The 26,872-nt window shown below is 72.1% G+C and carries 22 protein-coding genes; 10 read left to right on the top strand and 12 right to left on the bottom strand.

What is annotated here, in order from left to right:
• Window positions 1-301: 301 nt before the first annotated feature.
• Window positions 302-2,014 (bottom strand): diaminobutyrate--2-oxoglutarate transaminase family protein, encoded by a 1,713-nt coding sequence (locus tag OIE49_RS26295; protein ID WP_326804411.1) that lies wholly within the window; start codon window positions 2,012-2,014, stop codon window positions 302-304.
• A gap of 318 nt (window positions 2,015-2,332) precedes the next feature.
• Between OIE49_RS26295 and OIE49_RS26290 the strand changes: the two genes are divergently transcribed.
• The 3 genes from OIE49_RS26290 to OIE49_RS26280 all read left to right on the top strand — a co-directional run bounded on the left by OIE49_RS26290 (window position 2,333) and on the right by OIE49_RS26280 (window position 6,255).
• On the top strand, window positions 2,333-3,373 hold the full coding sequence (locus tag OIE49_RS26290) for a MerR family transcriptional regulator (RefSeq protein WP_326804410.1): 1,041 nt from the start codon (window positions 2,333-2,335) through the stop codon (window positions 3,371-3,373).
• A gap of 221 nt (window positions 3,374-3,594) precedes the next feature.
• Window positions 3,595-4,830: a trypsin-like serine peptidase gene (locus OIE49_RS26285; protein ID WP_326804409.1), complete on the top strand. Its 1,236-nt coding sequence runs from the start codon at window positions 3,595-3,597 to the stop codon at window positions 4,828-4,830.
• Between the two features lie 192 nt (window positions 4,831-5,022).
• A complete protein-coding gene (locus OIE49_RS26280) occupies window positions 5,023-6,255 on the top strand; it encodes a trypsin-like serine peptidase (RefSeq protein WP_326804408.1) in 1,233 nt (410 codons plus the stop codon).
• 71 nt (window positions 6,256-6,326) lie between these two features.
• On the opposite strand, the gene hflX is transcribed toward OIE49_RS26280, so the two are convergent.
• The 6 genes from hflX to miaA all read right to left on the bottom strand — a co-directional run bounded on the left by hflX (window position 6,327) and on the right by miaA (window position 14,848).
• Complete coding sequence (gene hflX, locus OIE49_RS26275; protein WP_100570729.1) at window positions 6,327-7,838, bottom strand: GTPase HflX; 1,512 nt, start codon at window positions 7,836-7,838, stop codon at window positions 6,327-6,329.
• Between the two features lie 237 nt (window positions 7,839-8,075).
• Window positions 8,076-9,557, bottom strand: a complete 1,482-nt coding sequence (locus OIE49_RS26270) for a M1 family metallopeptidase (RefSeq protein WP_326804407.1) — start codon at window positions 9,555-9,557, stop codon at window positions 8,076-8,078.
• A 285-nt stretch (window positions 9,558-9,842) separates the two neighbouring features.
• Window positions 9,843-12,023 carry a RelA/SpoT family protein gene (locus OIE49_RS26265; protein ID WP_326804406.1) on the bottom strand — a complete coding sequence of 727 codons (2,181 nt, stop codon included), beginning with the start codon at window positions 12,021-12,023 and terminating at the stop codon, window positions 9,843-9,845.
• A gap of 298 nt (window positions 12,024-12,321) precedes the next feature.
• Window positions 12,322-13,191: a diaminopimelate epimerase gene (gene dapF, locus OIE49_RS26260; RefSeq protein WP_326804405.1), complete on the bottom strand. Its 870-nt coding sequence runs from the start codon at window positions 13,189-13,191 to the stop codon at window positions 12,322-12,324.
• A gap of 112 nt (window positions 13,192-13,303) precedes the next feature.
• On the bottom strand, window positions 13,304-13,801 hold the full coding sequence (locus OIE49_RS26255) for a hypothetical protein (RefSeq protein WP_326806333.1): 498 nt from the start codon (window positions 13,799-13,801) through the stop codon (window positions 13,304-13,306).
• Window positions 13,802-13,909: 108 nt separating this feature from the next.
• Window positions 13,910-14,848, bottom strand: coding sequence for a tRNA (adenosine(37)-N6)-dimethylallyltransferase MiaA (gene miaA / locus OIE49_RS26250; RefSeq protein ID WP_326804404.1), 939 nt, complete (start codon window positions 14,846-14,848; stop codon window positions 13,910-13,912).
• A gap of 187 nt (window positions 14,849-15,035) precedes the next feature.
• Between miaA and OIE49_RS26245 the strand changes: the two genes are divergently transcribed.
• Entirely contained in the window at window positions 15,036-15,368 is a 333-nt protein-coding gene (locus OIE49_RS26245) for an antitoxin (RefSeq protein ID WP_326804403.1), read from the top strand.
• Between the two features lie 108 nt (window positions 15,369-15,476).
• On the opposite strand, the gene OIE49_RS26240 is transcribed toward OIE49_RS26245, so the two are convergent.
• Window positions 15,477-16,190 (bottom strand): class III extradiol dioxygenase subunit B-like domain-containing protein, encoded by a 714-nt coding sequence (locus OIE49_RS26240; protein WP_326804402.1) that lies wholly within the window; start codon window positions 16,188-16,190, stop codon window positions 15,477-15,479.
• Between the two features lie 57 nt (window positions 16,191-16,247).
• Window positions 16,248-17,777 (bottom strand): tRNA (N6-isopentenyl adenosine(37)-C2)-methylthiotransferase MiaB, encoded by a 1,530-nt coding sequence (gene miaB / locus OIE49_RS26235; protein WP_326804401.1) that lies wholly within the window; start codon window positions 17,775-17,777, stop codon window positions 16,248-16,250.
• A 233-nt stretch (window positions 17,778-18,010) separates the two neighbouring features.
• On the opposite strand from miaB, the gene OIE49_RS26230 reads away from it, so the two are divergent.
• A complete protein-coding gene (locus OIE49_RS26230; RefSeq protein ID WP_326804400.1) occupies window positions 18,011-19,216 on the top strand; it encodes a glycosyltransferase family 87 protein in 1,206 nt (401 codons plus the stop codon).
• 213 nt (window positions 19,217-19,429) lie between these two features.
• Here the strand turns inward: OIE49_RS26230 and OIE49_RS26225 are convergent, their stop codons facing one another.
• Window positions 19,430-19,834 carry a MazG nucleotide pyrophosphohydrolase domain-containing protein gene (locus OIE49_RS26225; protein WP_100570739.1) on the bottom strand — a complete coding sequence of 135 codons (405 nt, stop codon included), beginning with the start codon at window positions 19,832-19,834 and terminating at the stop codon, window positions 19,430-19,432.
• A gap of 106 nt (window positions 19,835-19,940) precedes the next feature.
• Between OIE49_RS26225 and OIE49_RS26220 the strand changes: the two genes are divergently transcribed.
• Complete coding sequence (locus tag OIE49_RS26220) at window positions 19,941-20,939, top strand: TAXI family TRAP transporter solute-binding subunit (protein ID WP_326804399.1); 999 nt, start codon at window positions 19,941-19,943, stop codon at window positions 20,937-20,939.
• Here the strand turns inward: OIE49_RS26220 and OIE49_RS26215 are convergent.
• Entirely contained in the window at window positions 20,929-22,344 is a 1,416-nt protein-coding gene (locus OIE49_RS26215) for a sensor histidine kinase (protein ID WP_326804398.1), read from the bottom strand. The two genes, OIE49_RS26220 and OIE49_RS26215, sit on opposite strands and share 11 nt — an antisense overlap.
• A gap of 9 nt (window positions 22,345-22,353) precedes the next feature.
• Window positions 22,354-23,040, bottom strand: coding sequence for a response regulator transcription factor (locus tag OIE49_RS26210; protein ID WP_326804397.1), 687 nt, complete (start codon window positions 23,038-23,040; stop codon window positions 22,354-22,356).
• A 286-nt stretch (window positions 23,041-23,326) separates the two neighbouring features.
• Here OIE49_RS26210 and OIE49_RS26205 point away from each other — a divergent pair, with 286 nt between their 5' ends.
• The 4 genes from OIE49_RS26205 to OIE49_RS26190 all read left to right on the top strand — a co-directional run bounded on the left by OIE49_RS26205 (window position 23,327) and on the right by OIE49_RS26190 (window position 26,739).
• Window positions 23,327-24,103 carry an amino acid ABC transporter ATP-binding protein gene (locus OIE49_RS26205; RefSeq protein ID WP_326804396.1) on the top strand — a complete coding sequence of 259 codons (777 nt, stop codon included), beginning with the start codon at window positions 23,327-23,329 and terminating at the stop codon, window positions 24,101-24,103.
• A gap of 97 nt (window positions 24,104-24,200) precedes the next feature.
• Window positions 24,201-25,040, top strand: coding sequence for a glutamate ABC transporter substrate-binding protein (locus OIE49_RS26200; protein ID WP_326804395.1), 840 nt, complete (start codon window positions 24,201-24,203; stop codon window positions 25,038-25,040).
• 131 nt (window positions 25,041-25,171) lie between these two features.
• Window positions 25,172-25,837, top strand: coding sequence for an amino acid ABC transporter permease (locus OIE49_RS26195; protein WP_326804394.1), 666 nt, complete (start codon window positions 25,172-25,174; stop codon window positions 25,835-25,837).
• Complete coding sequence (locus tag OIE49_RS26190) at window positions 25,834-26,739, top strand: amino acid ABC transporter permease (RefSeq protein WP_326804393.1); 906 nt, start codon at window positions 25,834-25,836, stop codon at window positions 26,737-26,739. Before OIE49_RS26195 ends, OIE49_RS26190 begins: the two co-directional genes overlap by 4 nt.
• The last annotated feature ends 133 nt before the right edge of the window (window positions 26,740-26,872 follow it).

Here is a 26,872-nt window from a genome sequence, read left to right as displayed (position 1 = left end):
GGTGGGCTCGGAGGGGGTGCGCATCCGGGGGTATCCGGGAGTTTCGGGCTGTGCCGGTGGGGCGGCTGGGCGGAGCGGGGTGGTCGCTTTCGGCGGGCCGTCCGGCCCGTGGGGTCAGGGGTTCGGCAGGGCGAGCGTCGGACGCGGGCGTCGGGCGTGGGGCGTCGGACGTCGCGTGAACTGGTCGGCCCGTCCGGCTCCGGCACCGGTGGCTCGGGCCGGGTCGGTCGCGCGCGGCCAGTGCCAGCCTGGACCTGTTCGTCCCGGGCACCGGCCGACGACGACGGCCGGAGGGTGTGTGTTACCCCGCGCCTTCCGAGCGGCCGGTGAGTCGCGGCTGCCTCCGAGGGGTCCCGCGCTTCTGGCCGTCCAGGCCGGTGTGGCTTCGGGTCGCAGCCTCGACCGCGTCGGCCAGGCGGCCAAGCACCGCGACGGCCTGCTCGTCGGTGATCGTCAGCGGGGGAAGGAGTCGTACGACGCTCGCGTGGCGGCCGCCGAGTTCGATGATCAGGCCCCGCCGCAGGCACTCCCGTTGGACGGCGGCGGCGAGTTCGGGTGCGGCGGGACGGGGCTCTCGGACACGGGGCGACGCGGGCCCCGGGCTGTCATCCACACAGCCATCCGCGCCGAGACCCCAGTCATCGCCCCTCGCCGACGGCAACTCCCGGGCGCCGCAGCGGCCGAATGCCTCGTCTCCCGACGCCCGGCCGGCCCCGGCGCGACGCTGCTCCGCTACCACCAGACCGTCCACCACCGCCGTCGTTCCAGTCGTCCCCCTGCCCGAGCTTCCCGGCGTGCCCGGCGCCTCCACACCGGTCCCTCCCGACCCGGCCGCCGCGCTGCCCCCGCTGTCCCTCTCGAAGTCCCCCTCCGGATCCACCAGTTCGAGGCCGATCATGAGCCCGCGGCCGCGTACCTCGCCTACGCAGGGGAAGTGGCCGGCCAGGTCACGGAGTTGGGTCAGCATGTGGAAGCCGAGGGAGGCGGCGTGTTCGGCCAGGCGGTTCTCGCGGACATGGGCCAGGGTGGCCGTGCCGGCGGCCATGGCGAGCTGGTTCCCGCGGAACGTTCCCGCGTGGGCGCCGGGTTCCCAGACGTCCAGGTCGGCGCGGTAGACCACGACGGCCAGCGGAAGGCTGCCGCCGATGGCCTTGGACAGCACCATCACGTCCGGTGTGACACCGCTGTGCTCCACCGCCCAGAAGGTGCCCGTGCGGCCCACCCCTGTCTGGATCTCGTCGGCGATCAGTGGGACCGACCGCTCCTCGGTGATCCGGCGCATGCGCCGCATCCAGTCGTCCGGGGCGGGAATCACCCCGCCCTCTCCCTGGACGGGTTCGAGGATCATCCCGGCGGGCAGCGGTACGCCCGACTTCGGGTCGTCCAGGACCGACTCGGTCCAGCGGGCGGCGAGTTCGGCTCCGCGTGCGCCGCCGACACCGAAGGGGCAGCGGTAGTCCTGCGGATAGGGCAGGCGCGCGACCCGTACGTCTGCGGCGTGGCCCGAGGCGGCGAGCGCTCCCTCCGTCATCCCGTGGTAGGCGCCGGCGAAGGCCAGCATCCCGGTGCGGCCGGTGGCGGCCCGGACGAGTTTGAAGGCGGCCTCCACCGCGTCCGTGCCGGCCGGGCCGCAGAACTGCACGCGTGCCCGGCCGGCGAGTCCGGGCGGCAGGGTGTGGAACAGCTCGGTGACGAAGGCGTCCTTGACGGGTGTGGCGAGGTCGAGGGCGTGCAGGGGCGCGCCGGAGTCGAGGACCTTGCGGATGGCCTCCAGGACGACGGGGTGGTTGTGGCCGAGGGCAAGGGTGCCCGCGCCGGAAAGGCAGTCCAGGTAGCGGCGGCCGTCCGCGCCCTCGACGGTGAGCCCGCGGGCCCTTACGGGCACGATCGGCAGGGCTCGCGCATAGGTGCGCGCCGCCGACTCGCGCGCCGACTGCCGCCGCAGGATCCCCTCGAGCGAGGCGTGCGCCCCCGCGGACGCGCAGCTTCCGGGCGCAGACTCCGTCACGGTCACGGCTCCTTGTCCTCCCGCTGTTCCAGGGCGTCGGCCTGCCACTGACGCAAGGCGCCGGCCTCTCGCGCTGCCGGGGCGAGTCACCGCCCACGGCGCGGGGGTCCCGGACGCGGACATCAGGACCCTCACCGCTACAACCCCGGACGGTGCGCACGGTTACGGGTGCGCTCAAGATCCCCGGCGTCAGGGATCGTTGCTCGTCGGCGCGCCGGTCCCGGGGGTGGTGTGACCAATCCGCGGCGGTCTCGCACGGGACGTCGGACAATGAGGATCGGGATCGCAGGCGAAACCGGCGGAGCAGGCGCGAGGACCGAGGGCATGAGCGACGAGACACCGCCCGTGGCGGGGCTGACCACGGGAGCTCTGGCCCGCCGCCTGGGCGTCTCCCCGACCACCCTGCGCTCCTGGGACCGCCGCTACGGACTGGGGCCCGCCGTGCGGGAGGGGGGACGGCACCGACGCTGGAGTCCCCAGGACATCGCGATGGTGGAGGAGATGTGCCGGCTGACGTCGGCGGGCGCGCCCCCGGCCGAAGCCGCCCGGGTGACCCGCCTCAGGCGCGGCGGCCCGCCCGGGCGGGCCGAACCGTCCCCCGCCGTGCCCTCCGCCCGGCGCGCGTCGTCGTCCGGGGCGGGGGAGCCGCCCCTCCGTGGGGGCGCCGGCAGCGGGCTGCCGCTGGGGGACGTGCGGCAGGAGTGCCGGGGCCTGGCCCGTGCCGCGGTGCGCCTGGACGCGCCGGAGCTGGAGAGCCGGCTGCTGGACGCGGTCCGGCGGTACGGGCTGACCGTGGCGTGGGAGGAGGTGATGGTGCCGACCCTGCGCGCGGTGGGCCGCAAGTGGGTGTCGTCCGGCGAGCGGTACGTGGAGGTGGAGCACCTGCTGTCCTGGCAGGTCTCGACCACCTTGCGCAGCATGCCGCTGCTGCTGCCCCGCGCCGCGGTCCGGGTGGACGTTCCGCCGGTGGTGCTGGCCTGCGTGCCCGGTGAGCAGCATTCCCTCCCCCTGGAGGCGCTGAACGCGGCGCTGGGCGAGCGTGGGGTGCCGACCCGGATGCTGGGCGCCGCGGTGCCGGTGGAGGCGCTGCTGGCCTGCGTGCGGCGTACCGGTCCGACCGCCGTGGTCCTGTGGTCGCAGGCCCGCTCCACCGCGTCGGTGCCGCTGGCCCGGCGGGTCGCGGCTCTGGAGTGGGGGGCGCCGGGGGCGCGTGGGCGGTCTGCCGTCCTGCCCGCCGGTCCGGGATGGGAGCGTCGGGCCTGTCGGGACTTCCCCCGCTGCGTCGGCCTGCGGGACGCGGTCGGGGCGCTGAGCCGCCTCTGCGGTGGCGACGGTGCCGCGGCGCACTCCGCACGGACCCGCTGAGGGGCAGGACCCGGGGCGAACCGCCTGACCGGGGAACCGCCTGTGGCGGAACCACTGCCCGTAGCGAAACCGTTGCCGTTCCGTCGGCGGGCCCCCACGCCGAACGCATAGTGTGTGGTGCCGTTCGCGCACGCCGCGGGGCCGGGGTGAACCGGCCCCGGATTAACGGTGGGAATGCGACGGCAAGCAGCAAGTCCGTTCTTAGCAGGGGGAGTCAGAGCATGCGACCCATACGCCCGTTCTTCACCGCGCGTCGAGGAGGGGGCGCCAGCCGCACAACCTCCCCCGTGCTGACCGCCGTTGCCCTGGCCTCGGGGCTCGCGCTCCTCGCCACGGGCTGCGACTCGGGCGACAGCGAGGCCGACGGGCGGCCCTCCGCCGTCGCGACCGCCGACGACACGGGCGGAACCAGCGACGGAAAGATCAAGATCCCGGACGACATCAGGAAGAAGCTCAAGGAACACGGGATCGACATCGACAAGTGGAAGAACGGCGCCTGGAAGGACTGGAACCAGGACGACTGGCTCCGTGAGGCGAAGGACTACGTCAACCCGATCATCAAGGACCTGTGGGATCCCGAGCGGATGCGCCGCGCCAAGGACCCGGACAAGGGCGTCGACAACGATCTCTCGGGCGACCAGGGGGTCACCGACCCGACTCCGGCCCCGGTGACGGCGCGTGCGGTCTCGCCGGCGTACCACGCGAACGCGGCGACGGCGGGGAAGGTGTTCTTCGACTCCCCCGAGGGCACGATGGTCTGCTCGGCGACGGTCGTTCAGGACCCGGCCCACCCGGGCAAGTCCAACCTCGTGTGGACGGCCGGCCACTGCGTGCACGCCGGCAAGAAGGGCGGCTGGTACCGCAACATCGCCTTCGTGCCCTCGTACAACGACGCGGGCCGCAGCACCGCCGATCTGCAGAACGCCGCCAAGGACGAGGTCGCCCCGTACGGCGTGTGGTGGGGGGACTGGACGCAGACCTCGGAGCAGTGGATCGAGCAGGGCGGTCCGACCGGAGGGCAGGGTGCCGCCTACGACTTCGCGGTCATCCATGTGACGCCCGAGCAGGGCGGCGGCGGCCGGTCGCTGGAGGAGACCGTCGGTGCGGCGCTCCCCGTGGACTTCGCCGCCCCGGCCGTGCCCAAGGTGCGGAGCCTGACCGCGACCGGCTACCCGGCCGCGCCCCCGTACGACGGGCAGCGGCTGTACCAGTGCCAGGACAAGCCGGGCCGGCTGTCGCTGAACGCCTCGGACCCGACGATGTACCGCATCGGCTGCACCATGACCGGCGGCTCCTCCGGCGGCGGCTGGGTCGCGGCCGGCTCGGACGGCAAGCCCGCCCTGGTCTCCAACACCTCGATCGGTCCCGTGACGGCCGGCTGGCTGGCGGGTCCGCGACTGGGCCCGGCGGCCAAGAGCGTGTACGACGCGGTCAGCGGCAAGTTCGCCGGACAGTAGGCCGTCACGACGGCGGGGCGCCTGACGGGGGCCTTCTCACGGGAACCTTCACCGTCCCGCCGCGCGCACGACACCAAGCACCAAGCACCAAGCACCAAGCACCAAGCACCAAGCACCAAGCACCAAGCACCAAGGGGCGCTCGGGCCGGGCGCGCACGGCGTTCACACCAACCGACGGGGGTTCATCGCATCATGCCGCTCATACGTAGGTCCGCCACGCCCCGGCGCGCGCGCCGGCGCACCGTCCTGGCCGCCACCGGCCTCGTCGCGGCCCTGGCGCTCACCGCCACCGCCTGCGCCGGCTCCTCGGGCAAGACCGACGCCGCCGGCACGCCGGACACCACCGCCCCGCGGACCGCGGACCGCGGCAGCGACGACGGCGGCAGCGACGACAAGGTCAGGATTCCGGCCGACATCGCGGACAAGCTCAAGGAGCACGGCATCGATGTCGACAAATGGCAGCGCGGCGGCTGGAAGGACTGGGACAAGGACAAGTGGCTCAGTGAGGCCAAGGACTTCGTCAACCCGGTGATCAAGGGCCTGTGGAAGCCCGAGCGGATGCAGTCCGCCCAGGAGGCGAACAAGACGGTCTCCACCCAGGACGCCGTCGCCGACCAGGGTGTCAGCGACCCGGCGCCGCGGCCGGTCCGCGCGCAGGCGGAGAAGACGCCCTACCACGACAACGCGGCCCCGGTCGGCAAGGTCTTCTTCGACTCGCCCCAGGGTTCGATGGTCTGCTCGGGCACGGTCGTCAAGGACGTCAACCACCCGGGCAGGTCCAACCTGGTGTGGACGGCCGGCCACTGCGTGCACGCGGGCAAGAAGGGCGGCTGGTACCGCAACATCGCCTTCGTCCCGTCGTACAACGACCTCGGCAAGTCCGCGGCGCGGCTGAGCAACGCGCGCGCCTCCGAGGTCGCCCCGTACGGCGCCTGGTGGGCGGACTGGGCGTCCACCTCCGGCCAGTGGATCCAGGGCGGTGCGGAGACGGGCGGCGCGGGCGCGGCGTACGACTACGCCGTGCTGCATGTGAAGCCGGAGTCCGGTTCCCGGTCGCTGGAGGAGACCGTCGGTGCGGCCCTGGACGTGGACTTCTCCGCGCCCCCGGCGGCCCGGGTCGCCACGATGGGTGCCTGGGGCTACCCGGCCGCGCCTCCGTACAACGGTCTGAAGATGTTCCGCTGTGTCGACCGGCCGGGCCGGCTCTCGCTGAGCCCGTCGCTCCCGACGATGTACCGCATCGGCTGCACCATGACCGGCGGCTCCTCCGGCGGCGGCTGGTTCCGTGTGGTGGGCGGAAAGACCAAGCTGGTGTCCAACACCTCGATCGGCCCGTCGGACCACACCTGGCTGGCGGGTCCGCAGCTGGGGCGGGGCGCGGAGGCGCTGTACCAGAACATGAGCAGGACGTACGGCGGCCGGTGATCCGGCCCGCTGGTACGCCGAGGGCCCGCCCCCTGTGACAGGGGGCGGGCCCTCGGGCCGTGCGGCTGGGATCAGAGCGCGGGGGCGGGCGTGTACGGTGCCAGTTCCGCCGCGAGCTCCTCGTGCACCCGGGCCTTGAGCAGGGTGCCCTCCGCGGTGTGCTCCTCGGAGATCACCTCGCCCTCGGTGTGGGCGCGGGCGATCAGCTTGCCGTGGGTGTAGGGCACCAGCGCCTCGATCTCGACGGACGGCCGGGGCAGCTCGCTGTCGATCAGCGCGAGCAACTCGGTGATGCCCTGCCCGGTGCGGGCCGAGACGGCGATCGAGCGCTTCTCGATCCGCAGCAGCCGCTGGAGCACCAGCGGGTCGGCCGCGTCGGCCTTGTTGACCACGACGATCTCGGGTACGTCGGTGGCGCCGACGTCCCTGATCACCTCGCGCACCGCGGCGAGCTGCTCCTCCGGGTCGGGGTGCGACCCGTCCACCACGTGCAGGATGAGGTCGGAGTCGCCGACCTCCTCCATCGTGGAGCGGAACGCCTCGACCAGGTGGTGCGGCAGGTGCCGGACGAAGCCGACGGTGTCCGCCAGCGTGTAGAGCCGCCCGGTCGGGGTCTCGGCCCGGCGCACGGTCGGGTCCAGGGTCGCGAACAGGGCGTTCTCGACCAGGACACCCGCGCCGGTGAGCCGGTTGAGCAGGGAGGACTTGCCGGCGTTGGTGTAACCGGCGATGGCGACGGAGGGCACCTTGTTGCGGCGCCGCTCCTGGCGCTTGATCTCGCGGCCGGTCTTCATCTCCGCGATCTCCCGGCGCATCTTCGCCATCTTCTCGCGGATCCGCCGACGGTCCGTCTCGATCTTGGTCTCACCGGGACCACGCGTGGCGAGGCCGCCGCCGCTGCCGCCGCCCATCTGCCGGGACAGCGACTGACCCCAGCCACGCAGCCTCGGCAGCATGTACTGCATCTGGGCGAGCGCGACCTGCGCCTTGCCCTCCCGGGACTTGGCGTGCTGGGCGAAGATGTCCAGGATCAGGGCCGTACGGTCGATGACCTTGACCTTGACGACGTCCTCGAGGTGGATGAGCTGGCCCGGGCTGAGCTCACCGTCGCAGATGACGGTGTCCGCGCCCGACTCCAGGACGACGTCCCGCAGCTCGTTCGCCTTGCCGGAACCGATGTAGGTGGCCGCGTCGGGCTTGTCGCGGCGCTGGATCACGCCGTCGAGCACGACCGCACCCGCGGTCTCCGCGAGGGCCGCGAGTTCGGCCAGGGAGTTGTCCGCGTCCCGCGCGGTCCCCGAGGTCCATACGCCGACGAGCACGACCCGCTCCAGGCGGAGCTGGCGGTACTCGACCTCGGTGACATCCTCGAGCTCGGTGGACAGTCCCGCGACACGGCGCAGTGCAGCCCGCTCGGAACGGTCGAACTGATCGCCGTCCCGCTCTCCGTCGAACTCGTGGCTCCAGGTGACGTCCTCTTCCATCAGGGCATCGGCCCGGAGACCTTCGGGGTAGGAGTGCGCGAGGCGCTTGCTGTCCTGGGACGCCTCGGACGACTGGGAAGAGGAAGAAGAGGAGGTCATTTGGTCCTTACGTGGTGGGAGAGTCCGTCACATGTCACAACGTACGGGTACCCCGGGAGATTCCCGTGGCCCGTGCTCGCGCCGGTCTGAAGATGGTCGCACGGTACGGCCCGTCTCGTCACGGCGTTATTACTCCGGTTCCCTCCTCCCGGTGGCCCGCCCCGGTGGCCCGCCCCGGCACCGCCGATCGCTTCCGGCCGCTTCTTCTCGCTTCCCCTCACTTCCGCTCACTTCCGCTCACTTCTTCTTCTCCGTCTCCGGCGGCGGGGCCTGCTTCCAGTCGGGGTGACCGGGCATGGGCGGGGTCTTCTCGCCGTAGAGCCAGGCCTGGAAGAACCCGCTCAGGTCGCGTCCGGCGATGCCCGAGGCCAGGCGCTCGAAGTCGGCGGTGGTGGCCGTGCCGTCCCGGTGGGCCTGCACCCAGGCGCGCTCCAGGCTCTCGAAGGCCGGCTTGCCGATCTCCTGGCGCAGCGCGTACAGGACGAGCGCGGAGCCGTCGTAGACGTTCGCCCGGAAGATGCCGATCTTCTGGCCGGCCTTCGGCGGCTTGGGTCGCGCGGGCGGTCCGCCGACCGCGCGCCAGCGGTCGGAGGCACCGTAGGCGGCCTTCATCCGGGTCTCCAGCGGCTTCTCCGCCTTCTCGTCGGCGTACAGGGCCTCGTACCAGGTGGCGTGGCCCTCGTTGAGCCACAGGTCGGACCAGGTGCGCGGGCTGACACTGTCGCCGAACCACTGGTGGGACAGCTCGTGCACCATGACCGACTCGACGTACCACCGGGGGTAGGCGGGCTCGGTGAACAGCTTCTTCTCGAAGAGGGACAGTGTCTGCGTCTCCAGTTCGAAGCCGGTGGCGGCGGAGGCCATGAGCAGGCCGTACGTCTCGAAGGGGTACGTTCCGACCTTGCTCTCCATCCAGGCGATCTGGTCGGGAGTCCTGGCCAGCCACGGTTCGAGGGCCTCGCGGTCCTCGGTGGGGACGACGTCGCGCAGCGGCAGGCCGTGCGGGCCGGTCCGGTGCACCACCGCGGAGCGGCCGATGGACACCTGAGCCAGCTCGGTCGCCATCGGATGCCCGGTGCGGTACGACCAGGTCGTCGTCCCGCCGGTCCGTGTGACACCGGCCGGAAGGCCGTTGGCGACGGCCGTGTACCCCTCGGGCGCGGTGATGTGGAAGGTGAACATCGCCTTGTCGGAGGGATGGTCGTTGCACGGGAACACCAGGTGGGCGGCGTCGGCCTGGTTGGCCATCGCCAGGCCGTCCGAGGTGCGCACCCAGCCGCCGTCGCGGTCCTTCACGGGCATGGGGTCGCTGGTGTGGCGCACGGTGATGCGCATCCAACTTCCCTGGGGCAGCTGGATCTTGGGGGTGACCACGAGATCCTCGCCCGCGATGGCGAACTCGGCCGACAGGCCGTCGACCTCCACGGAGTTCACCGTGCCGTGCGCGAAGTCGAGGTTCACGCGCTCCAGATCCTCGGTGGTCCACGCGTCGATCGTGGTGACGGCCTGGAGCGGCTTGGCGTTGTCACCGCCATAGGTGAACGACAGGTCGTACGACAACACGTCGTACCCGGGGTTGCCCAGGTGAGGGAAGAGCCGGTCGCCGATGCCCAGCGGCTCGGGCGGAGCGCTCGCGGCGACGAGACAGACGGAGACGGCGGACGCGAGGAGAGTCGCCTTCAGGCGAAGCGGAACACGTGATCCAAGGCTCAGCGGCATGCACCACCGCTACCAGCGCCCACCCACCCGACCGCGCCGACGCGCGCCCAACCCACCCGAAAGGGCCCGACGGGAGCACGCCGAGCGCCACGGAAGCGCGGGGGCGCGCCGGGGCACGGGGGTGTACCTGAAGCGCGGTGGGGCGGCGCGCGCGTGCCGAGAGCGGGCGCCCCGGACACGCGGGCGGCGAGATGGGCGTGCGGGCGGCAGGCTCGACGCGCGGGCGGCGGGCCGGACACATGGTCAGCAGCCCGGCGCCACACGCGAAAAAAGGACCCGCGCGGCTCACAGCCCCGGCGGCTGAGGCTGCGTCCGGCTCACGTCGTAGACGCCCGGGACGTTGCGCATGGCGCGCATCAGGGCCGGGAGCCCGGCCGCGTCGGGGAGTTGGAGGGTGTACGTGTGGCGGACGCGCTGCTGTGCCGGCGGGGCCACGGTGGCGGAGATGATCTCGACGCCCTCGATGGCGATGGCCTCGGTCAGGTCGGCCAGCAGATGGGGGCGGCCGAACGATTCAGCGAGCAGCGTGACACGGCACGCCGTCGTCTCCCCCCAGTGCACGCCGAACTCGGCGCGCCCCGCACTCCTCATCCGCCCGACCGCCGCGCACTCCAGGCGGTGCACCGTCACCACTCCCCCGCGTACGGCGAAGCCGGTGATCGCGTCGGGCGGCACAGGTGTGCAGCAGCCCGCGAGTCGTGCGGCCGTGTCGGGCCGGCCGGCGACCACGACGCTCGCCGTGCGGGGCCCGAAGGCGGTCTTCACGGCCGGCCCGGCCGCCTGGACCGTCCCGAGGGGTCCGGAGACCTGCGACGGTGCAGCGTCGGCCTGCGACGGTGCGGCATCCCCGTCGGCGTCCTGAGCCCGGTCCACCGCGGACTGGCGGGTGGCCAGCCTGCGCTGGATGGCGATGCGGGCGGCCGGGGTGTGGGCGTGGTCCAGCCATTCCCGGGAGGGCTCGGAGGCCGGGTCCTGGCCCATCAGGAGCTGGACGCTGTCGCCGTCCTTCAGGACGGTGCTCAGGGTCGCCAGGCGGCCGTTGACTCGGGCGCCGATGCACGCGTGCGCGTCCTCGCCGTACTGGGCGTACGCGGCGTCCACGCACGTGGCGCCCTCGGGCAGGCCAAGGGTCCCCCCGTCGGGCCGGAACACGGTGATCTCGCGGTCCTGGGCGAGGTCCTCGCGCAGGGTGGACCAGAAGGTGTCGGAGTCCGGCGCGGCCCGCTGCCATTCGAGGAGGCGGGAGAGCCAGCCGGGGCGGGTGGGGTCGGCACGCTCACCGTCGCTCGTGGTGTGCTCCTCGGCGGGAGGGGCGTAGGGGTTGCCGAGTGCGACGACCCCGGCCTCGGCGGCCTTGTGCATCTGGTGGGTGCGGATGAGGACTTCGATGACCTGTCCGTCCTCGCGGGCGACGGCGGTGTGCAGCGACTGGTAGAGGTTGAACTTGGGTACGGCGATGAAGTCCTTGAACTCCGAGACGACGGGCGTCATACAGGTGTGGAGTTCGCCGAGGACGGCGTAGCAGTCGGCGTCCTCGTTCACCAGGACCAGCAGCCGGCCGAAGTCGCAGCCGCGCAGCCGGCCGCGCTTGCGGGAGACCCGGTGCACGGAGACGAAGTGCCTCGGTCTGATGAGCACTTCGGCGGGCACGTCGGCCTCGCGCAGCACTCCGCGCACCTGCTCTGCGACCTCGGTGAGCGGGTCGCCCGGTCGGCCCGCGTTCTCCGCGATCAACTCGCGCGTGTGCGCGTACTCCTCGGGGTGCAGGATCGCGAAGACGAGGTCCTCCAGCTCGGACTTGAGCGCCTGCACGCCGAGCCGTTCGGCGAGGGGGATGAGGACGTCCCGGGTCACCTTGGCGATGCGGGCCTGTTTGTCCGGGCGCATCACGCCGAGGGTGCGCATGTTGTGCAGCCGGTCGGCGAGTTTGATCGACATCACGCGGACGTCGCTGCCGGTGGCAACGAGCATCTTGCGGAAGGTCTCGGGCTCGGCGGCCGCGCCGTAGTCGACCTTCTCCAGCTTGGTGACGCCGTCGACGATGTAGCGGACCTCCTCGCCGAACTGCTCGCGGACCTGGTCCAGCGTCACGTCGGTGTCCTCGACGGTGTCGTGCAGCAGGGACGCGGTCAACGTCGTGGTCTCCGCGCCGAGTTCGGCGAGGATGAGGGTCACGGCGAGCGGATGCGTGATGTAGGGCTCGCCGCTCTTGCGCATCTGGCCGCGGTGCGAGGACTCGGCCAGGACGTAGGCCCGGCGCAGCGGTTCGAGGTCGGCTTCGGGGAAGTGCGCGCGGTGGGCCTCGGCCACGTGGCCGATGGCGTCGGGCAGCCGGTCGCGGGCGGTCGGGCCGAGCACCGCGGCACGGCCGAGCCGGCGCAGGTCGATCCGCGGGCGGGCTCTGCGTCGGGGCCCGGCGGGAGCCACCGGGCCCGGGGCCGCAGGATTCGTGGCATCCGCACTCATGGGCACCTCCGACTGCGTGGACCGGCGGACGGGGCGCCCCAGGGCGTTCTCGGCACAGGGGTTGGCAACGGATCCCCCGTCCGGGCCGGTGATTGATGCTACCGAGCCCAGCACGCCCGACCGGCCGTCTCCCGGCGAGCGTGAAACGGATCACCCAATCGAGCGATGGCCAGGATGTTTACGGTTTTCAGTCACCTGACAGGGGACGGGCCGTGGATTCGCTGCCCGCTTCCGTCTCCGGGCATACGTATGACCTTCCCATGGGCCGCCAGGGCTACGATGCCCAGCCGACCGACCGTCAGCCGACCGTTGTTTCCAGCCACTTCGCGTCGATCACGCCCTCCGCGACGATCACTGCGGGACCGGTCATCTCGATCTCGCCGTCCGGCCGCTCGGTGATCACCAGCGTTCCGCCGGGCAGGTCCACCGTGTACGTCGCCGGGGCCCCGGTGGCCGCCGGGTCGGCGCCGTCGCGCCGGGCGGCCGCCACGGCGACGGCGCACGCGCCCGTGCCGCACGAGCGGGTCTCGCCCGAGCCGCGCTCGTGCACGCGCAGGGCGACGTGGCGGGGACCGCGGTCGACGACGAACTCGACGTTCACGCCGTCCGGGTAGGCGGAGGCCGGGCTGAAGGGCGGCGGCGCGAGCAGTTCGCCTGCGTCGGCGAGGTCGTCGACGAAGGCGACCGCGTGCGGGTTGCCCATGTTCACGTTGCGCGCGAGCCAGTTGCGCTCGCCGACACTCACGGTGACGTCGCCTTCGGGGAGCGTCGCCCTGCCCATGCCGACGGTGACGTCCCCGTCCTTGGCGATGTGCGCCGTCTTCACGCCCCCGCGCGTGGCGATGGCGAGGTCGCCCTCCGTCGTGTGTCCGGCGTACTGGAGGTAGCGCGCGAACACCCGCACGCCGTTGCCGCACATCTCCGCGACGGAGCCGTCGGCGTTGCGGTAGTCCATGAACCACTCCGCCTCGGCCGCCATCGCGCGGGCCTCGGGATGCGCGGCGGAGCGTACGACGTGCAGCACCCCGTCCGCGCCGATGCCCGCGCGGCGGTCGCACAGGGCGGCGACGGCCGCCGGGGACAGCTCGACGGCGTTCTCCGGGTCAGGGACGATCACGAAGTCGTTCTCCGTGCCGTGGCCCTTGAGGAAGGGGATGCGCGTGCTCATGGCTCGATCGTACGGGGTCGCTCCGACAACCCCGTGATCACGTTCACCGGCCGGCAGCCGGTGATCACGTGAGTCGGGGGCCGCGGTATGAACGGGACCGGGCGGCCAGGCCTTAGCGCAGGCGCGCGACGCGCCAGACGGCCAGCACCACGACCACGGCGACGACGACGATGTACGCGCCGATCACCCGCCAGTCGAGGCGCCGCCCGGAGCCGCGCGGCGGCAGGCCCGGCCAGGTGTGACCCACGCGGCGGGCGGCCATCATGCCCCAGCCCGCCGAGCAGGAGCAGATCAGCAGCCCCAGCATGGCGATCACGGCGCCGTTGTCACCGTCGAAGGCCAGCGGGAAGGCGAACATCAGCGAGCCGACGACGGCCAGGCTCACGATCGGAGCCAGCTGCCAGATGCGCAGCCGCCGCTGCGGGCGCAGCTCGACCTCCACCTCGGGCCCGGGGAACATCTCCTCGGGACCGGGTCCGTCCGCGGTCACACCGCCCTGCGTCTCGTCGGGCCCGTCGGGGCTCAACGAGCCCTCGTCCGGTTCCGCGTCGCCGCGCTCCACGGTGATGCGGTCGATGTCTTGTGCGGTGTCGCGAGGGCCGGCCTCCATCGCCACGCGCCCTCCCAACTAGGACTTCACTCGGTCGATCCGAGCTTGATGATGGCACGGCGCCGGAGGCCTGGATGACGGCCTGGGCGTCCCGATGCCATGACGTGATCAGGCTGTAACCGGTCGTTCGACCAACGCCAGGGCGAGATGCGGAAGTTCCGTGAGATCCGCCGCGGCCCCGCTCAGCCAGTGCACCCGGGGGTCGCGCCGGAACCAGGAGTCCTGGCGGCGCGCGAAGCGTTTCGTGGCGCGCACGGTCTCCGCGCGCGCCTCGTCGAGGGTGCACTCCCCCGCGAGCGCCGCGAGCACCTGCTGGTAGCCGAGCGCACGCGACGCGGTACGCCCCTCACGCAGGCCCCGCGCCTCCAGCGCGCGCACCTCGTCCACGAGCCCCGCCTCCCACATGCGGTCGACCCGGCGCGCGATGCGCTCGTCGAGTTCGGGGCGGGCCACGTCGACGCCGATCTGGACGGTGTCGTAGACCGAGTCGTGGCCCGGGAGGTTCGCGGTGAAGGGGCGGCCGGTGATCTCGATCACCTCCAGGGCCCGGACGATCCGGCGGCCGTTGCTGGGCAGGATCGCCCGCGCGGCCTCCGGGTCGGCGGCGGCGAGGCGGGCGTGCAGCGCACCGGAGCCGCGCAGCGTGAGCTCGTCCTCCAGACGGGCGCGCACCTCGGGGTCGGTGCCGGGGAACTCCAGGTTGTCGACGGCTCCGCGGACGTACAGGCCGGAACCGCCGACCAGGACCGGCCAGCGTCCCTCGGCGAGCAGCGCGTCGATCCGTTCCCGGGCGAGCCGCTGGTACTCGGCCACGGAGGCCGTGACCGTCACGTCCCAGACGTCGAGCAGGTGGTGGGGGACGCCACCGCGCTCCTCGGGCGTCAGCTTCGCGGTGCCGATGTCCATCTCTCGGTAGAGCTGCATGGAGTCGGCGTTGACGACCTCCCCGCCGAGGCGCTGGGCCAGAAAGACGCCGAGATCGGACTTTCCGGCCGCGGTGGGGCCGACGACGGCGATGACGCGGGGGGCGGGGGGTGCGCTGCTCACCGCACCAGTCTCCCAAACCCCGCGGGCGGTCCCTCGCACGAGTCATGTGACGGCAGGTGAGGGGGTAGCACGAGTAGGGTATCGAGTGAGTATGGGCGCTTTTGCGCGACTCCTTCGGAGGTCGAAGGGGCGGAGGGGACCTCGACCGCCGGGGAGCAGGAATCCGCCCCGTCAGGGAAGGTGAACCATGGGTCTGCTGGACAACATGAAGGCCAGGATCGGCCCGGCGAAGGAGAAGGTGTCGGACCTCGCCCAGCGCCACGGGGGCACGATCGGGCAGAACCTCGACAAGGCCGCGAAGGTGGTCGACGAGAAGACCAAGGGCAAGTACAGCGACAGGATCCACGCGGGTACGGGCAAGGCCAAGCACGCCATGGACCGGCTCGCCCACAAGGGCGAGACGGGCCCGGAGACCCGCACCGCCCCTGAGCCGGGCACGAGCCCGGACCCGGGCACCGGCACGGCGCCGGGCGGCGCTGCCTCGCCGACGCCGCCGGAGGGACCGCCGCCCACGTCTTGAGGGGCGACGGCGGACGGCCGGGAGGCCCTGGGTCTCCCGGCCATCCGCCGTGTGCGCCGTGTCCCGGTCATGACCAGGACGTGCGCCGCGTCCCGCTCGGAAGCAGGCTCACGACCAGGCTGCGACCAGGTACCCCACTCCGTACGGTGCGTCGTCGTGAAGCAGGGTGCCGGAGAGGCCGGCGTCCTCGGCCGCGCCGGCCAGTACCTGCCAGGGGGCCCGGCCCGACACCTTCAGTTCGTGCGCCAGGACACCGTCCAGCGCCATGAGAGCCGACGTGTCGGCCTCCCCCAGCGCTCGGGCGACGCTCGTGTCAAAGGGTTCGGCCCGTTCGTCGAGATAGCCCGGCGCCTTGAGCGTGCGCCGTGCGCTGCCGTCGCCCATCACCAGCAGTGCCACGCGGCCGGCCCGCACGGCGAGATCCCGGCCGGCCGCCGCGCACCGCTCGGGCGTCAGTGACTCCTCCACGCCGAGTCCCTCGACCGGGGCGTCGGACCAGCCGGTGCGCTCGAGGAGCCAGGCGGCGACGGCGAGCGAGGGCGGCAGCTCGCCCCCGGACCCGGTACCCGTGTCCCGGCCGAGCCGTACCTCCAGGTCCACGCCGAAGCCGCGGAACGAGCCCCAGGCGCCCTCCGGTTGGGGGCCACTCCCGGAGGCCTCCGCGGGCCCGACGACCACCAGCAGGTCGGGCCGGGCGGCGGCGAGCACGCCCAGCGCGTCCGTGCCGGCGGCCCGGGTGGAGTCCAGCTCGGGTGCGGCTCCCGCGGCCACCTCGGGCACGAGGAGGGGCGGGCAGGGGCAGACAGCGGCGGCGACAAGCATGATCCGCAGCGTAACGCCGCCGGTCGGCCGGGGGTCGGCCGGCCGACCCCGCCGGGGTCAGTCGCAGCCGCAGCCGCTGCCCGCGGCGACCGGAAGCGGCTCCGGCGCGCCCACCTTCGGGAGGCCGAGCATGACACCGGCCGGCTTGGCGGCCTCGGCGGCGTTGCGCTTCTCCCAGGCGTCACCCGCGCGCGTACGGCGCACGTCGAGCACCGGACCCTCGGCGAGGAGGTGGTGCGGGGCGGCGTAGGTGACCTCGACGGTGACCACGTCGCCGGGGCGTACGTCCTGCTCGGGCTTGGTGAAGTGGACCAGGCGGTTGTCGGGGGCACGACCGGAGAGGCGGTGGGTGGCACCGTCCTTGCGGCCCTCGCCCTCGGCGACCATCAGCTCCAGCGTGCGGCCGACCTGCTTCTTGTTCTCCTCCCAGGAGATCTCCTCCTGGAGCGCGACCAGCCGCTCGTAGCGCGCCTGGACGACCTCCTTGGGGATCTGGTCCGCCATCTCGGCGGCCGGGGTGCCCGGGCGCTTGGAGTACTGGAAGGTGAACGCCTGCGCGAAGCGCGCCTCGCGCACGACGTGCAGCGTCTGCTCGAAGTCCTCCTCGGTCTCGCCGGGGAAGCCCACGATGATGTCGGTGGTGATCGCGGCGTGCGGGATGGCGGCGCGGACCTTCTCGATGATCCCGAGGTAGCGCTCCTGCCGGTAGGAGCGGCGCATCGCCTTCAGCACCGTGTCGGAGCCGGACTGCAGCGGCATGTGCAGCTGCGGCATGGCGTTCGGGGTCTCGGCCATCGCGGCGATCACGTCGTCGGTGAAGTCGCGCGGGTGCGGCGAGGTGAAGCGAACCCGCTCCAGGCCGTCGATGTTCCCGCAGGCCCGCAGAAGCTTGCTGAACGCCTCGCGGTCGCCGATGTCGGAGCCGTAGGCGTTGACGTTCTGGCCGAGCAGAGTGATCTCGGAGACGCCCTCGGCGACCAGGGCCTCCACCTCGGCGAGGATGTCACCGGGGCGGCGGTCCTTCTCCTTGCCGCGCAGCGCGGGGACGATGCAGAAGGTGCACGTGTTGTTGCAGCCGACGGAGATCGAGACCCAGGCCGCGTACGCGCTCTCGCGCCGCGTCGGCAGCGTGGAGGGGAACGCCTCCAGGGACTCGGCGATCTCCACCTGCGCCTCCTGCTGCACGCGGGCGCGCTCCAGCAGGACGGGCAGCTTGCCGATGTTGTGCGTGCCGAAGACGACGTCCACCCAGGGCGCCCTCTTCACGATGGTGTCCCGGTCCTTCTGCGCCAGGCAGCCGCCGACCGCGATCTGCATCCCGGGCCGCTTGGCCTTCTGCGGCGCGAGGTGCCCCAGGTTGCCGTACAGCCGGTTGTCGGCGTTCTCCCGGACGGCGCAGGTGTTGAAGACGACGACGTCGGCGTCGCCGTCCGCCCCCTCCGGCGCCCGCACGTAGCCGGCATCCTCGAGCAGGCCGGCCAGCCGCTCGGAGTCGTGGACGTTCATCTGGCACCCGTAGGTGCGGATCTCGTAGCTCTTGGGTCCTTGAACGTCCACTGCGGGGCTCCGGTCGCTGCTGCTGGTCATGCAACAAGGGTAGGTGGTCCCGGACGGCACCAGAACGGCGGAGCGTCACGCCCTTCCGGGCCGGGCCTCGCGGACTTCCGAGCCGGGCTTCACGGACTTGCGGGCCGGGCGGGACCGGGCACCGCGCGGGTCCGTGGGAGCGACGGAGCGGCCGGAAGGCTTTGCGCCCGCGTGACGGCGACACGACCGGCCACTTCCTCCCACAGGTGGACAACTGACCCAGAATGACAGGCGTGACGGAGCTTCGTGACGCCCTGCGGGCACCCGTGCCGGACGTGCCCCCGACCGTGGTGCTGCGTGCGTGGCTGCTGCGGCCTGCCGGTCCCGTCCCGGTCGCCCTCCTCGCCGTCGTCCTGTTCGCCCGTGCCGCGCGCGTGGCCGTCGCGTTCACCGGGGGAGGCATGGACAACGCCTTCGTCGTCCATGCCGGGCAGGTCTGGCTGGCCGGTGGCGCCCCGTACGCCGACCGGCGCTTCCTCTACCTGCCCAGTGCCGTGCTGTTCGCCGCCGGTCAGGCCGCGCTGCCGGCGCCCGTGGTACGCGTCGCCGCGCCGATCGCCTGCGTAGCGCTGATCGCGGGCGGGTGGTGGTGTGCGGTGCGCCTGTTCCGGGTGCCGGCGTGCAGCCGGCTCGCGGTGCTGGGGCTGCTGGCGCTGGTGCTGTGCTGGGCGCCGGTGGGCCATCTGGTGAACCTGGGGAACTGGACGGCGGTCGGCGCGCTGGCGCTGCCGCTGGCGCTGCTGCTGGCCGACCGGGGCCGCTGGGACCTGGCCGGAGTGGTCCTGGGTCTCTCGGTGGCGGTGAAGCCGCTGCTGCTGCCCGTGGCCGTCCTGCTGGTGCTGGCCCGGCGGTGGCGGGCACTGGCCTGGATGGTGGCGGTGCCGCTGGCCCTCTCGGCGGGCGCGGCCCTGATCATGCCGGACCCGGACGGCTTCTTCACCCGCACCCTGCCCTTCCTGCTCAAGGGCGGGGACGGTCTGATGCGGCCGTTCGACGCCTCCCTGCCGGCGGTGCTGCCGCGGCTGGGGCTGCCGCCCGTACCGGCCGAGGTGGTGGCCCTGGCCGCGGCGGCGGCCGGGATGCTCTGCGCCCGGCTGCGCTGGCGGCGCGGCGTTCCCGGTCCCGCGCGGCTCGCGGACACGGCCGCGCTGCTGATGCTGGCCTCGTACCTCGTGTCCCGGCCGTCCTACGACCACTATCTGGTCGTCGTGGTGCCGCTGCTGGTCGCCGGGGTGCTGGAGGCTGACTCGGTGACGCGTTCTCCCTGGTTCTGGGTCGCGCTCGTCCCGCAGGTGCCCCAGTTCACCTTCCCGCACCTGGACGCCTCGACCCGCAGGGCCTTCAAGGACGCGGCCACGCTGTCCGCGCTGGCGCTGGTGCTCGCGGTGCGGTGCGCCCGCCCCTCACCGCGGCTGCCCGCCGACTCCGGGCTTCCGTAAGGCGGTCGCACGCTGCGGGCGCCGCCGGGCACCTCGGCGCTGCCGTGGAGCGGTCACGCGCCGTCGGACGCCGCCGGGGCCCCAGCCCCCACCGCGCCCACTCGCCGCTCGGGACCGCCGTAGAACGCCGTGCGCCCTCATGCACTGCCGGGGACCCCACGCTGTCGGCGCAGCACGGCCGACTCGGGACCGCCGCAGGACGGCCGCGCGCCCTCAGACGCCCTCGGGGGCCCAGCCCTGCCGGCGCAGTACGGCCGAGACGTCCGGTGCGACGTAGTGCTCCCCCTTGAGCACCTTGCCGTCGGCGCGGCGGGCGATCCGGCCGTCCGGGCCGAGCTTGGTCATGTTGGCGCGGTGGATCTCGGCGATCACCTCGTCGAGGTCGATGCCGTGCACGAGGGCGGTGCCGTACGCCACGTACACGACGTCCGCCAGTTCGTGCGCGAGCCGGTCGAGCGGGCCGCCGACCGAGACCTCCGCGACCTCGGCCGCCTCCTCGGCGAGCAGTTCCCCGCGGTGCGCGGCCAGTTCCGGCGGCACCCGGGTCGGCGTGGGGCGGGCGTCGAGCCCGAAGGCACGGTGGAACTCACGGACCAGATCGGCGGGCGAGGAACTCATACCGCGAGGGTAGCCGCCGGCCCGGACGCCACCGGCCGTCCGCCTGACCGGCCGCCGGGCCACCCGCCCCTGGTCAGCACGGCGTACCACTGGCAGGATCGCGCGCATGCCTACGCTGTTCCGCCGCATCGGACGACGCCGCGGCCTCCAGGGCACGGTCGCCGGGGTCGTGGTCCTCGGGCTGCTGCTGTGGTGGCTGCTGCCCCTGGGCGAGGCACCACCGAGCGGGACGATCACCTTCAGCACGGGAACCCTGCGCGGGGTCTACCAGGAATACGGCGTGCGGCTGCGCACCGCGTTCGCCAAGGACATGCCGGATCTGAAGGTGCGGCTGCTGACCAGCGACGGCTCCCAGGAGAACGTCGCGCGCGTGGCGACCGGCCGGTCCGACTTCACCATCGCCGCGGCGGACGCGGTGGAGACGTACGAGGTGAACCACGGCCCGGGTGCCTCGCGGCTGCGCGGTGTGGCGCGCCTCTACGACGACTACGTGCAGCTCGTCGTCCCGCGCGACTCGCGCATCCGCTCCGTGACCGACCTGCGCGGCAAGCGGGTGTCGGTCGGGCCGCCGGAGTCCGGGGTCCGGCTGATCGCCGAGCGGGTGCTCAGGACGGCCGGGATCGACCCGGAGTCGGACATCCGCCCTATGGGCGACGGCATCGGCACCGCCCCGGACCGGCTGCGGCAGGGCGATCTCGACGCGTTCTTCTGGTCGGGCGGGCTCCCGACGGACGGTCTGCGGCGGCTGGCCGAGCAGTTCCCGTTCCGTTTCGTGCCGATCGAGGCCGATCTGGTGGCCAGGCTGCACGCCGAGGGCGGCGCCACTCGCTACTACCGCGCCACCAACATGCCGGAGTCGGCGTACCCGTCGGTCCAGAACGGCGCGGCCGTGCCGACGATCGCCGTGTCCAACGTGCTGATGACGCGCGAGGACATGGACCCGAGGCTGACGGAGTGGGTGACCCGCACCGTCATCAAGAGCCGCGACGGCATCGGTGCCCATGTGCACTCCGCCCAACTCGTCGACCTGCGCACCGCGATCTACACCGACCCCCTGACGCTGCACGAGGGCGCGCGGCGCTACTACCGCTCGGTCAAGCCGTAGGAGCCGACCTCGGCACGGTCACGGTCACCCGCAGTCCGCGCGGCTCCTCCACCCGGTGCCGGGCATAGGAGATCGAGCCGCCGCCCGCCGCGAGCAGGGCGCGGGAGATGGACAGACCGAGGCCGGAGCCCTGGATGTTCTGGTGGCGTCCGCTGCGCCAGAAGCGGTCGCCGACGCGGGCGATTTCCTCGTCGGTGAGGCCGGGGCCGTGGTCGGCCACGACGACGGTCGACGTGTCGCGGTTGAAGGAGACCGTCACCTCGACGCTCTCGCCGTCCGGCGTGAACTTCACCGCGTTGTCGATCACAGCGTCGAGCGCGGACGACAGGGCCACGGGGTCGGCCCAGGCCGTGGTGGCCGGGCAGTCGCCGGCCAGCCGCACCCCCTTGGCCGCGGCGGCCGGCGCCCAGGCCGCCACCCGCTCGGCGGCCAGCTCCCCGATGTCGATGAGTCGCAGATCCGGCTCGGCGTGCTCGGCGAGCGCCAGGTCGAGCAGGTCGTCCAGGACCTGGGCGAGGCGCTTGCCCTCGGTGCGCACCGAGGCGATCTCCTCGTTGTTCTGGGGCAGTTCGAGCGCGAGCAGCTCGATGCGCAGCAGCAGCGCGGAGAGCGGATTGCGCAACTGGTGCGAGGCGTCGGCGACGAAGGCGCGCTGCTGTTCCAGCACGTCCTCGACGTTGTCCGCCATTTCGTTGAACGACCGGGCGAGCCTTCGCAGTTCGGGCGGTCCGCCGGCGGCCGCCACCCGGGACTTCAGCCGTCCGGTGGCGATGTCGTGGGTGGTGGCGTCGAGGATCCGTACGGGCCTGAGCACCCAGCCGGTCAGCCGCAGCGCCGCGCCGACGGCGAGCAGCATCGCGGCGATCTCGCCGGTGCCGACGAGCAGCCAGCCGTGCAGGGTCCGCGAACGCATCTGCCCGGTCGGCGAGTCGGTGACGACGACCGCGACGACGTCGCCGTCCCGGATGACGGGGGAGGCGACGACGAGCCGGTGGCGCTGCCAGGGCCAGACCTGCTCCGGATCGTGGCTGCGCCGGCTCAGCAGCGCCTCGTCGAAGGCGTCGCGTACCTCGCCGTGCGCGGGCAGCGACCAGTCGTCCGGTGCGTTGGCCATCGGGACCCCGGTCCGGTAGAAGACGCCCGCCCGGATGCCGTAGACCCCGTGGTAGCTGCCGAGTTCGCGGCGGAGGGTCGCCAGCCGCTCGTCCGGGACCGTGCGCCGGGGGCCGCTGGTCCCGTCCGTGACGAACTGGGCCAGGGCGGCGAAGCGCGCGGAGTCGTCGATGCGGTCCACGACCGCCCTCTGCTGCTCGGCGCCCGCGACGCTGACGGCGAGCGGAACGCCGAGCGCGAGCAGGACGGCCGCCATCAGGACGATGAGCAGCGGCAGCAGTCGTGAGCTCACCCGTCCCCGCTAGGCGGCCGGGGCGACGAGGCGGTAACCGACGCCGCGTACGGTCTCGATGAGCGCCGGCGTGCGCAGCTTGGAGCGCAGGGAGGCGACGTGCACCTCCAGGGTCCGCCCGGTGCCCTCCCAACTGGTCTGCCACACCTCGCTGATGATCTGCTCCCGCCGGAAGACGACGCCGGGACGCTGGGCGAGCAGCGCGAGCAGGTCGAACTCCTTGCGGGTGAGCTGGACGACCGCGCCGTCCACGCTGACCTGCCGGGTGGGCAGTTCGACGAGCACCGCGCCCAGGCGCAGGGTGGTCTCCCCGGCGGCGTTCGCGTCCTCGTGGGCGGTGCGGCGGCTGACGGCATGGATACGGGCGAGCAGTTCGCCGGTGTCGTAGGGCTTCACCACGTAGTCGTCGGCGCCGAGGTTGAGGCCGTGGATGCGGGAGCGGACGTCGGAGCGGGCGGTCACCATGATCACGGGGGTGCTGGTGCGCTTGCGGATTTTGGCGCACACCTCGTAGCCGTCCTGGTCGGGCAGGCCCAGGTCGAGCAGGACCACGCCGAAGCAGGCGCTCTCGGGGACGAGGGCCTGGAGGGCCTCCTCGCCGCTGCGGGCGTGGGTGACGTCGAACCCGTGCCGCGCCAGGACCGCGGACAGGGCGGCGGCGACGTGGTTGTCGTCCTCGACGAGGAGCAGTCGCATTCCGGCCCCCTCCGGTTCATGAGTCGTACGGTCACAGTGTGTACACGTCGTGCATGCGCGCGTGTGCACCATGGCAGTGACGCTGATGGACGAGGACGGCGTCAAGAGGCTTCCGGTTGCGCACCCTGTGTCGTTATCCAGCCGGTACGCGCCCCACCCGGCCGCGCTACGACATGTGCACGGCCGCTACCGGATCGTGATGCTCAGATCTCCCTCAGATGTGATGACGCTGGTCGCATCGGTCATTACTGTCCCCCGAAACCGAGGAGGACGGAGCCTGAAAGCGATGACCGAAGTATCGATGGCCAAGGAAGACGTGGCCTCGACCGCCGATCTGATCGTCCTGAAGAGCGTCAACAAGCACTTCGGCGCGTTGCACGTGCTCCAGGACATCGAGCTGACGATCGCCCGCGGCGAGGTCGTCGTGGTCATCGGGCCCTCCGGGTCCGGGAAGTCCACTCTGTGCCGCACCATCAACCGTCTGGAAACCATCGATTCGGGCGGCATCACGATCGACGGCAAGCCGCTGCCTCAGGAGGGCAAGGAGCTGGCCCGGCTGCGCGCCGACGTCGGCATGGTCTTCCAGTCCTTCAACCTCTTCGCACACAAGACCGTGCTCGAGAACGTGATGCTCGGCCAGATCAAGGTCCGCCGCACGGAGAAGGCCAAGGCCGAGGAGCGGGCCCGCGAGCTGCTCGACCGGGTCGGAGTGGGCGCACAGGCCGACAAGTACCCCGCGCAGCTCTCCGGCGGCCAGCAGCAGCGCGTGGCGATCGCGCGGGCGCTGGCCATGGACCCGAAGGTCATGCTGTTCGACGAGCCGACCTCCGCGCTCGACCCGGAGATGATCAACGAGGTGCTGGAGGTCATGCAGCAACTCGCCCGGGACGGAATGACGATGGTGGTCGTCACCCACGAGATGGGCTTCGCCCGATCGGCCGCGAACCGGGTGGTCTTCATGGCCGACGGCCGGATCGTCGAAGAGGCCGCGCCCGACCAGTTCTTCAGCAACCCGCGCAGCGACCGGGCCAGGGACTTCCTTTCGAAGATCCTGCACCACTGACGCGGCGGCCCGCCGGTGGCGCCGTACGCCGCCGGCCCGTGATCCTGCCGTCGCCGTCCGACGGCTCAGCATCTCCTCAACACCGAAGGAAGTTCACATGAAGCTCCGCAAGGTCACCGCCGCCTCGGCCGTCGTCCTCGCCCTCGCCCTGTCGGCGACGGCGTGCAGCTCGAACGACAAGAAGGACGAGGGGTCGTCGGGCGGTGGCGGCAAGGTCAAGGTCGGCATCAAGTTCGACCAGCCCGGCCTCGGTCTGAAGCAGCCCGACGGCTCGTTCTCCGGTTTCGACGTGGACGTGGCCACCTACGTGGCCAAGGAACTCGGTTACAAGCCGGCCCAGATCGAGTGGGTCGAGACCAAGAGCGCCGAGCGTGAGAACGCGCTGGCCCGCGGCGACGTGAAGTTCATCGTGGCCACGTACTCGATCAACGACGAGCGCAAGCAGAAGGTCGACTTCGCCGGCCCGTACCTGCTGGCCCATCAGGACCTGCTGGTCAAGGCCGACTCGAAGATCTCCAAGGGCACGGACCTCAACGGCAAGAAGCTGTGTTCCGTGGCCGGCTCCACCTCGGCGCAGAACGTGCAGAAGTCGATCGCGCCGGATGCCGCCCTGAAGGAGAACGCGGGCTACTCGGAGTGCATCGCCGCCCTCCAGAGCGGTGCCGTCGACGCGGTGACCACCGACGACTCGATCCTCGCGGGCTTCGCCTCCCAGGACAATTACAAGGGCCAGTTCAAGCTCGCCGGGCTCAAGCTGAGCAACGAGAACTACGGCATCGGTGTCAAGAAGGGCGACACCGCGACCGTGGACAAGATCAACTCCGCGCTGGAGAAGATGGTCAGCGACGGCTCGTGGGACGCCGCGGTCAAGAAGAACTTCGGCCCGGCCGACTACAAGAACGAGCCCGCCCCGAAGATCGGCGACATCGTCAAGTGACCCGGCTCGTCCGGTAAGCAGGGATCCGCAGGCATAGCAGGGTTCCACAGTCGCGCCGCCGCCCACCGCGCACAAGGCGGCGGCGCGCCACGCCGTCCTCGTACCCCACACACCCGGAAGCGCGGGAGATCGTGTTCGACTTTCTTCAAGGTTACGACGTCCTAGGGGCGTTCTGGATGACGGTGAAGCTCACCGCTCTCTCCGCCCTGGGCTCCCTGGTCTGGGGCACCCTGCTGGCCGCGATGCGGGTCAGCCCGGTTCCGTTGATGCGCGGCTTCGGCACCGCCTACGTCAACATCTTCCGGAACATCCCCCTGACGGTGCTCATCGTCTTCACCTCCCTCGGCCTCGCCGACATCTTCGGGATGACGATGGGCGCGTCCGACTTCAAGATCCAGGGCTTCCGGCTGGCGGTGCTCGGGCTCGTGGCCTACCACGCGGCGTTCGTCTGCGAGGCGCTGCGCTCCGGCATCAACACCGTGCCGGTCGGGCAGGCGGAGGCGGCGCGCGCGATCGGGCTCAACTTCAGCCAGTCGCTGCGGCTCGTCGTGCTGCCGCAGGCCTACCGCGCGGTGATCGGACCGCTGGCCAACGTGCTGATCGCACTGACCAAGAACACGACCGTGGCGGCCGCGATCGGTGTGGCCGAGGCCTCCTACCTGATGAAGACGATGATCGAGAACGAGGCCCAGACGCTTGCCATCGGCGCCGTCTTCGCCCTCGGGTTCGTGGTCCTGACCCTGCCCGTCGGCCTCTTCCTCGGCTGGCTCGGCAAGCGACTGGCGGTGAAGCGATGAGTTCCGTGCTCTACGACGCCCCCGGCCCCCGGGCCAGGCGGCGCAATGTGATCCTCTCCGTCGTCTTCGTCGCCCTGCTCGCACTGCTCCTGTGGTGGATCTGGTCGACGATGAACGACAAGGGCCAGCTCAAGTGGGCCCTGTGGCAGCCCTTCACCACCTCCGCGGCCTGGACGACGTACCTGCTGCCCGGCCTCGGCAACACGCTGAAGGCCGCGGCGCTCGCCATGGTCATCGCTCTTCCGCTGGGCGCGTTCTTCGGCATAGCCCGGATGTCCGACCACCGGTGGGTCCGGGTTCCGGCCGGTGTGGTGGTCGAGTTCTTCCGGGCGATCCCGGTACTGCTGCTGATGCTGTTCGCCAACGAGTTCTACGTCCGCTCCACGGGCATCGCCAGCGACGTGCGCCCCCTCTACGCGGTCGTCACCGGCCTGGTGCTCTACAACGCCTCGGTTCTCGCCGAGGTCGTACGTGCCGGCATCCTGGCCCTGCCCAAGGGGCAGACAGAGGCCGCCTACGCGATCGGTCTGCGCAAGGGCCAGACGATGAGCGGCATCCTGCTCCCGCAGGCGGTCACTGTCATGCTGCCGGCCATCGTCAGCCAGCTGGTCGTCATCGTGAAGGACACCGCGCTGGGCGGCGCGATGCTCGCCTTCCCCGAGCTGCTGGGCTCCCGCAGCACGCTCGCGGCCAACTACGCCAACGTCATCGCCAGCTTCATCGTGGTGGCCGTCATCTTCATCCTGTTGAACTTCGCCCTCACCAGCTTCGCGAGCTGGCTCGAGCGCAGGCTGCGCCGCAGCAAGCGGAGCACCGGCGTCGTCCTCGCCGCGGACGAGGAGGAGGTCAACCCCGCCCAGACCGGTGGCACCTACGGAACGGGTGCGGGCGGCTCGATCTGACGCATGGTCCAGCGGTTTTGAGGCACCCGACGGGGGTGCGGTGGCTTGTTGCCGCCGCACCCCCGTCGGCGTAGGAGGCCGCGAAGGGGCACGGCGGTCGGCCGCGCACACGAGCCGCCGCACGGCGCACGCC

Source organism: Streptomyces sp. NBC_01788 (assembly GCF_035917575.1).
Classification (GTDB): Bacteria; Actinomycetota; Actinomycetes; order Streptomycetales; family Streptomycetaceae; genus Streptomyces.
The sequence above is the reverse complement of the archived record's forward strand: the minus strand, read 5'-3'. Positions and strand labels throughout refer to the sequence as shown.

Bases quoted from the DNA above. Each gene is read 5' to 3' on its own strand.
- OIE49_RS26270 (WP_326804407.1), bottom strand. From the start codon at position 9,557: ATGCCGCTGAGCCTTGGATCACGTGTTCCGCTTCGCCTGAAGGCGACT.
- OIE49_RS26255 (WP_326806333.1), bottom strand. From the start codon at position 13,801: ATGGAGGCCGGCCCTCGCGACACCGCACAAGACATCGACCGCATCACC.
- OIE49_RS26190 (WP_326804393.1), top strand. From the start codon at position 25,834: ATGAGTTCCGTGCTCTACGACGCCCCCGGCCCCCGGGCCAGGCGGCGC.
- OIE49_RS26265 (WP_326804406.1), bottom strand. From the start codon at position 12,023: ATGAGTGCGGATGCCACGAATCCTGCGGCCCCGGGCCCGGTGGCTCCC.
- OIE49_RS26220 (WP_326804399.1), top strand. From the start codon at position 19,941: ATGCCTACGCTGTTCCGCCGCATCGGACGACGCCGCGGCCTCCAGGGC.
- OIE49_RS26225 (WP_100570739.1), bottom strand. From the start codon at position 19,834: ATGAGTTCCTCGCCCGCCGATCTGGTCCGTGAGTTCCACCGTGCCTTC.
- OIE49_RS26290 (WP_326804410.1), top strand. From the start codon at position 2,333: ATGAGCGACGAGACACCGCCCGTGGCGGGGCTGACCACGGGAGCTCTG.
- dapF (WP_326804405.1), bottom strand. From the start codon at position 13,191: ATGAGCACGCGCATCCCCTTCCTCAAGGGCCACGGCACGGAGAACGAC.
- OIE49_RS26210 (WP_326804397.1), bottom strand. From the start codon at position 23,040: ATGCGACTGCTCCTCGTCGAGGACGACAACCACGTCGCCGCCGCCCTG.
- OIE49_RS26245 (WP_326804403.1), top strand. From the start codon at position 15,036: ATGGGTCTGCTGGACAACATGAAGGCCAGGATCGGCCCGGCGAAGGAG.
- OIE49_RS26205 (WP_326804396.1), top strand. From the start codon at position 23,327: ATGACCGAAGTATCGATGGCCAAGGAAGACGTGGCCTCGACCGCCGAT.
- OIE49_RS26240 (WP_326804402.1), bottom strand. From the start codon at position 16,190: ATGCTTGTCGCCGCCGCTGTCTGCCCCTGCCCGCCCCTCCTCGTGCCC.
- miaB (WP_326804401.1), bottom strand. From the start codon at position 17,777: ATGACCAGCAGCAGCGACCGGAGCCCCGCAGTGGACGTTCAAGGACCC.
- hflX (WP_100570729.1), bottom strand. From the start codon at position 7,838: ATGACCTCCTCTTCTTCCTCTTCCCAGTCGTCCGAGGCGTCCCAGGAC.
- OIE49_RS26285 (WP_326804409.1), top strand. From the start codon at position 3,595: ATGCGACCCATACGCCCGTTCTTCACCGCGCGTCGAGGAGGGGGCGCC.
- OIE49_RS26280 (WP_326804408.1), top strand. From the start codon at position 5,023: ATGCCGCTCATACGTAGGTCCGCCACGCCCCGGCGCGCGCGCCGGCGC.
- OIE49_RS26200 (WP_326804395.1), top strand. From the start codon at position 24,201: ATGAAGCTCCGCAAGGTCACCGCCGCCTCGGCCGTCGTCCTCGCCCTC.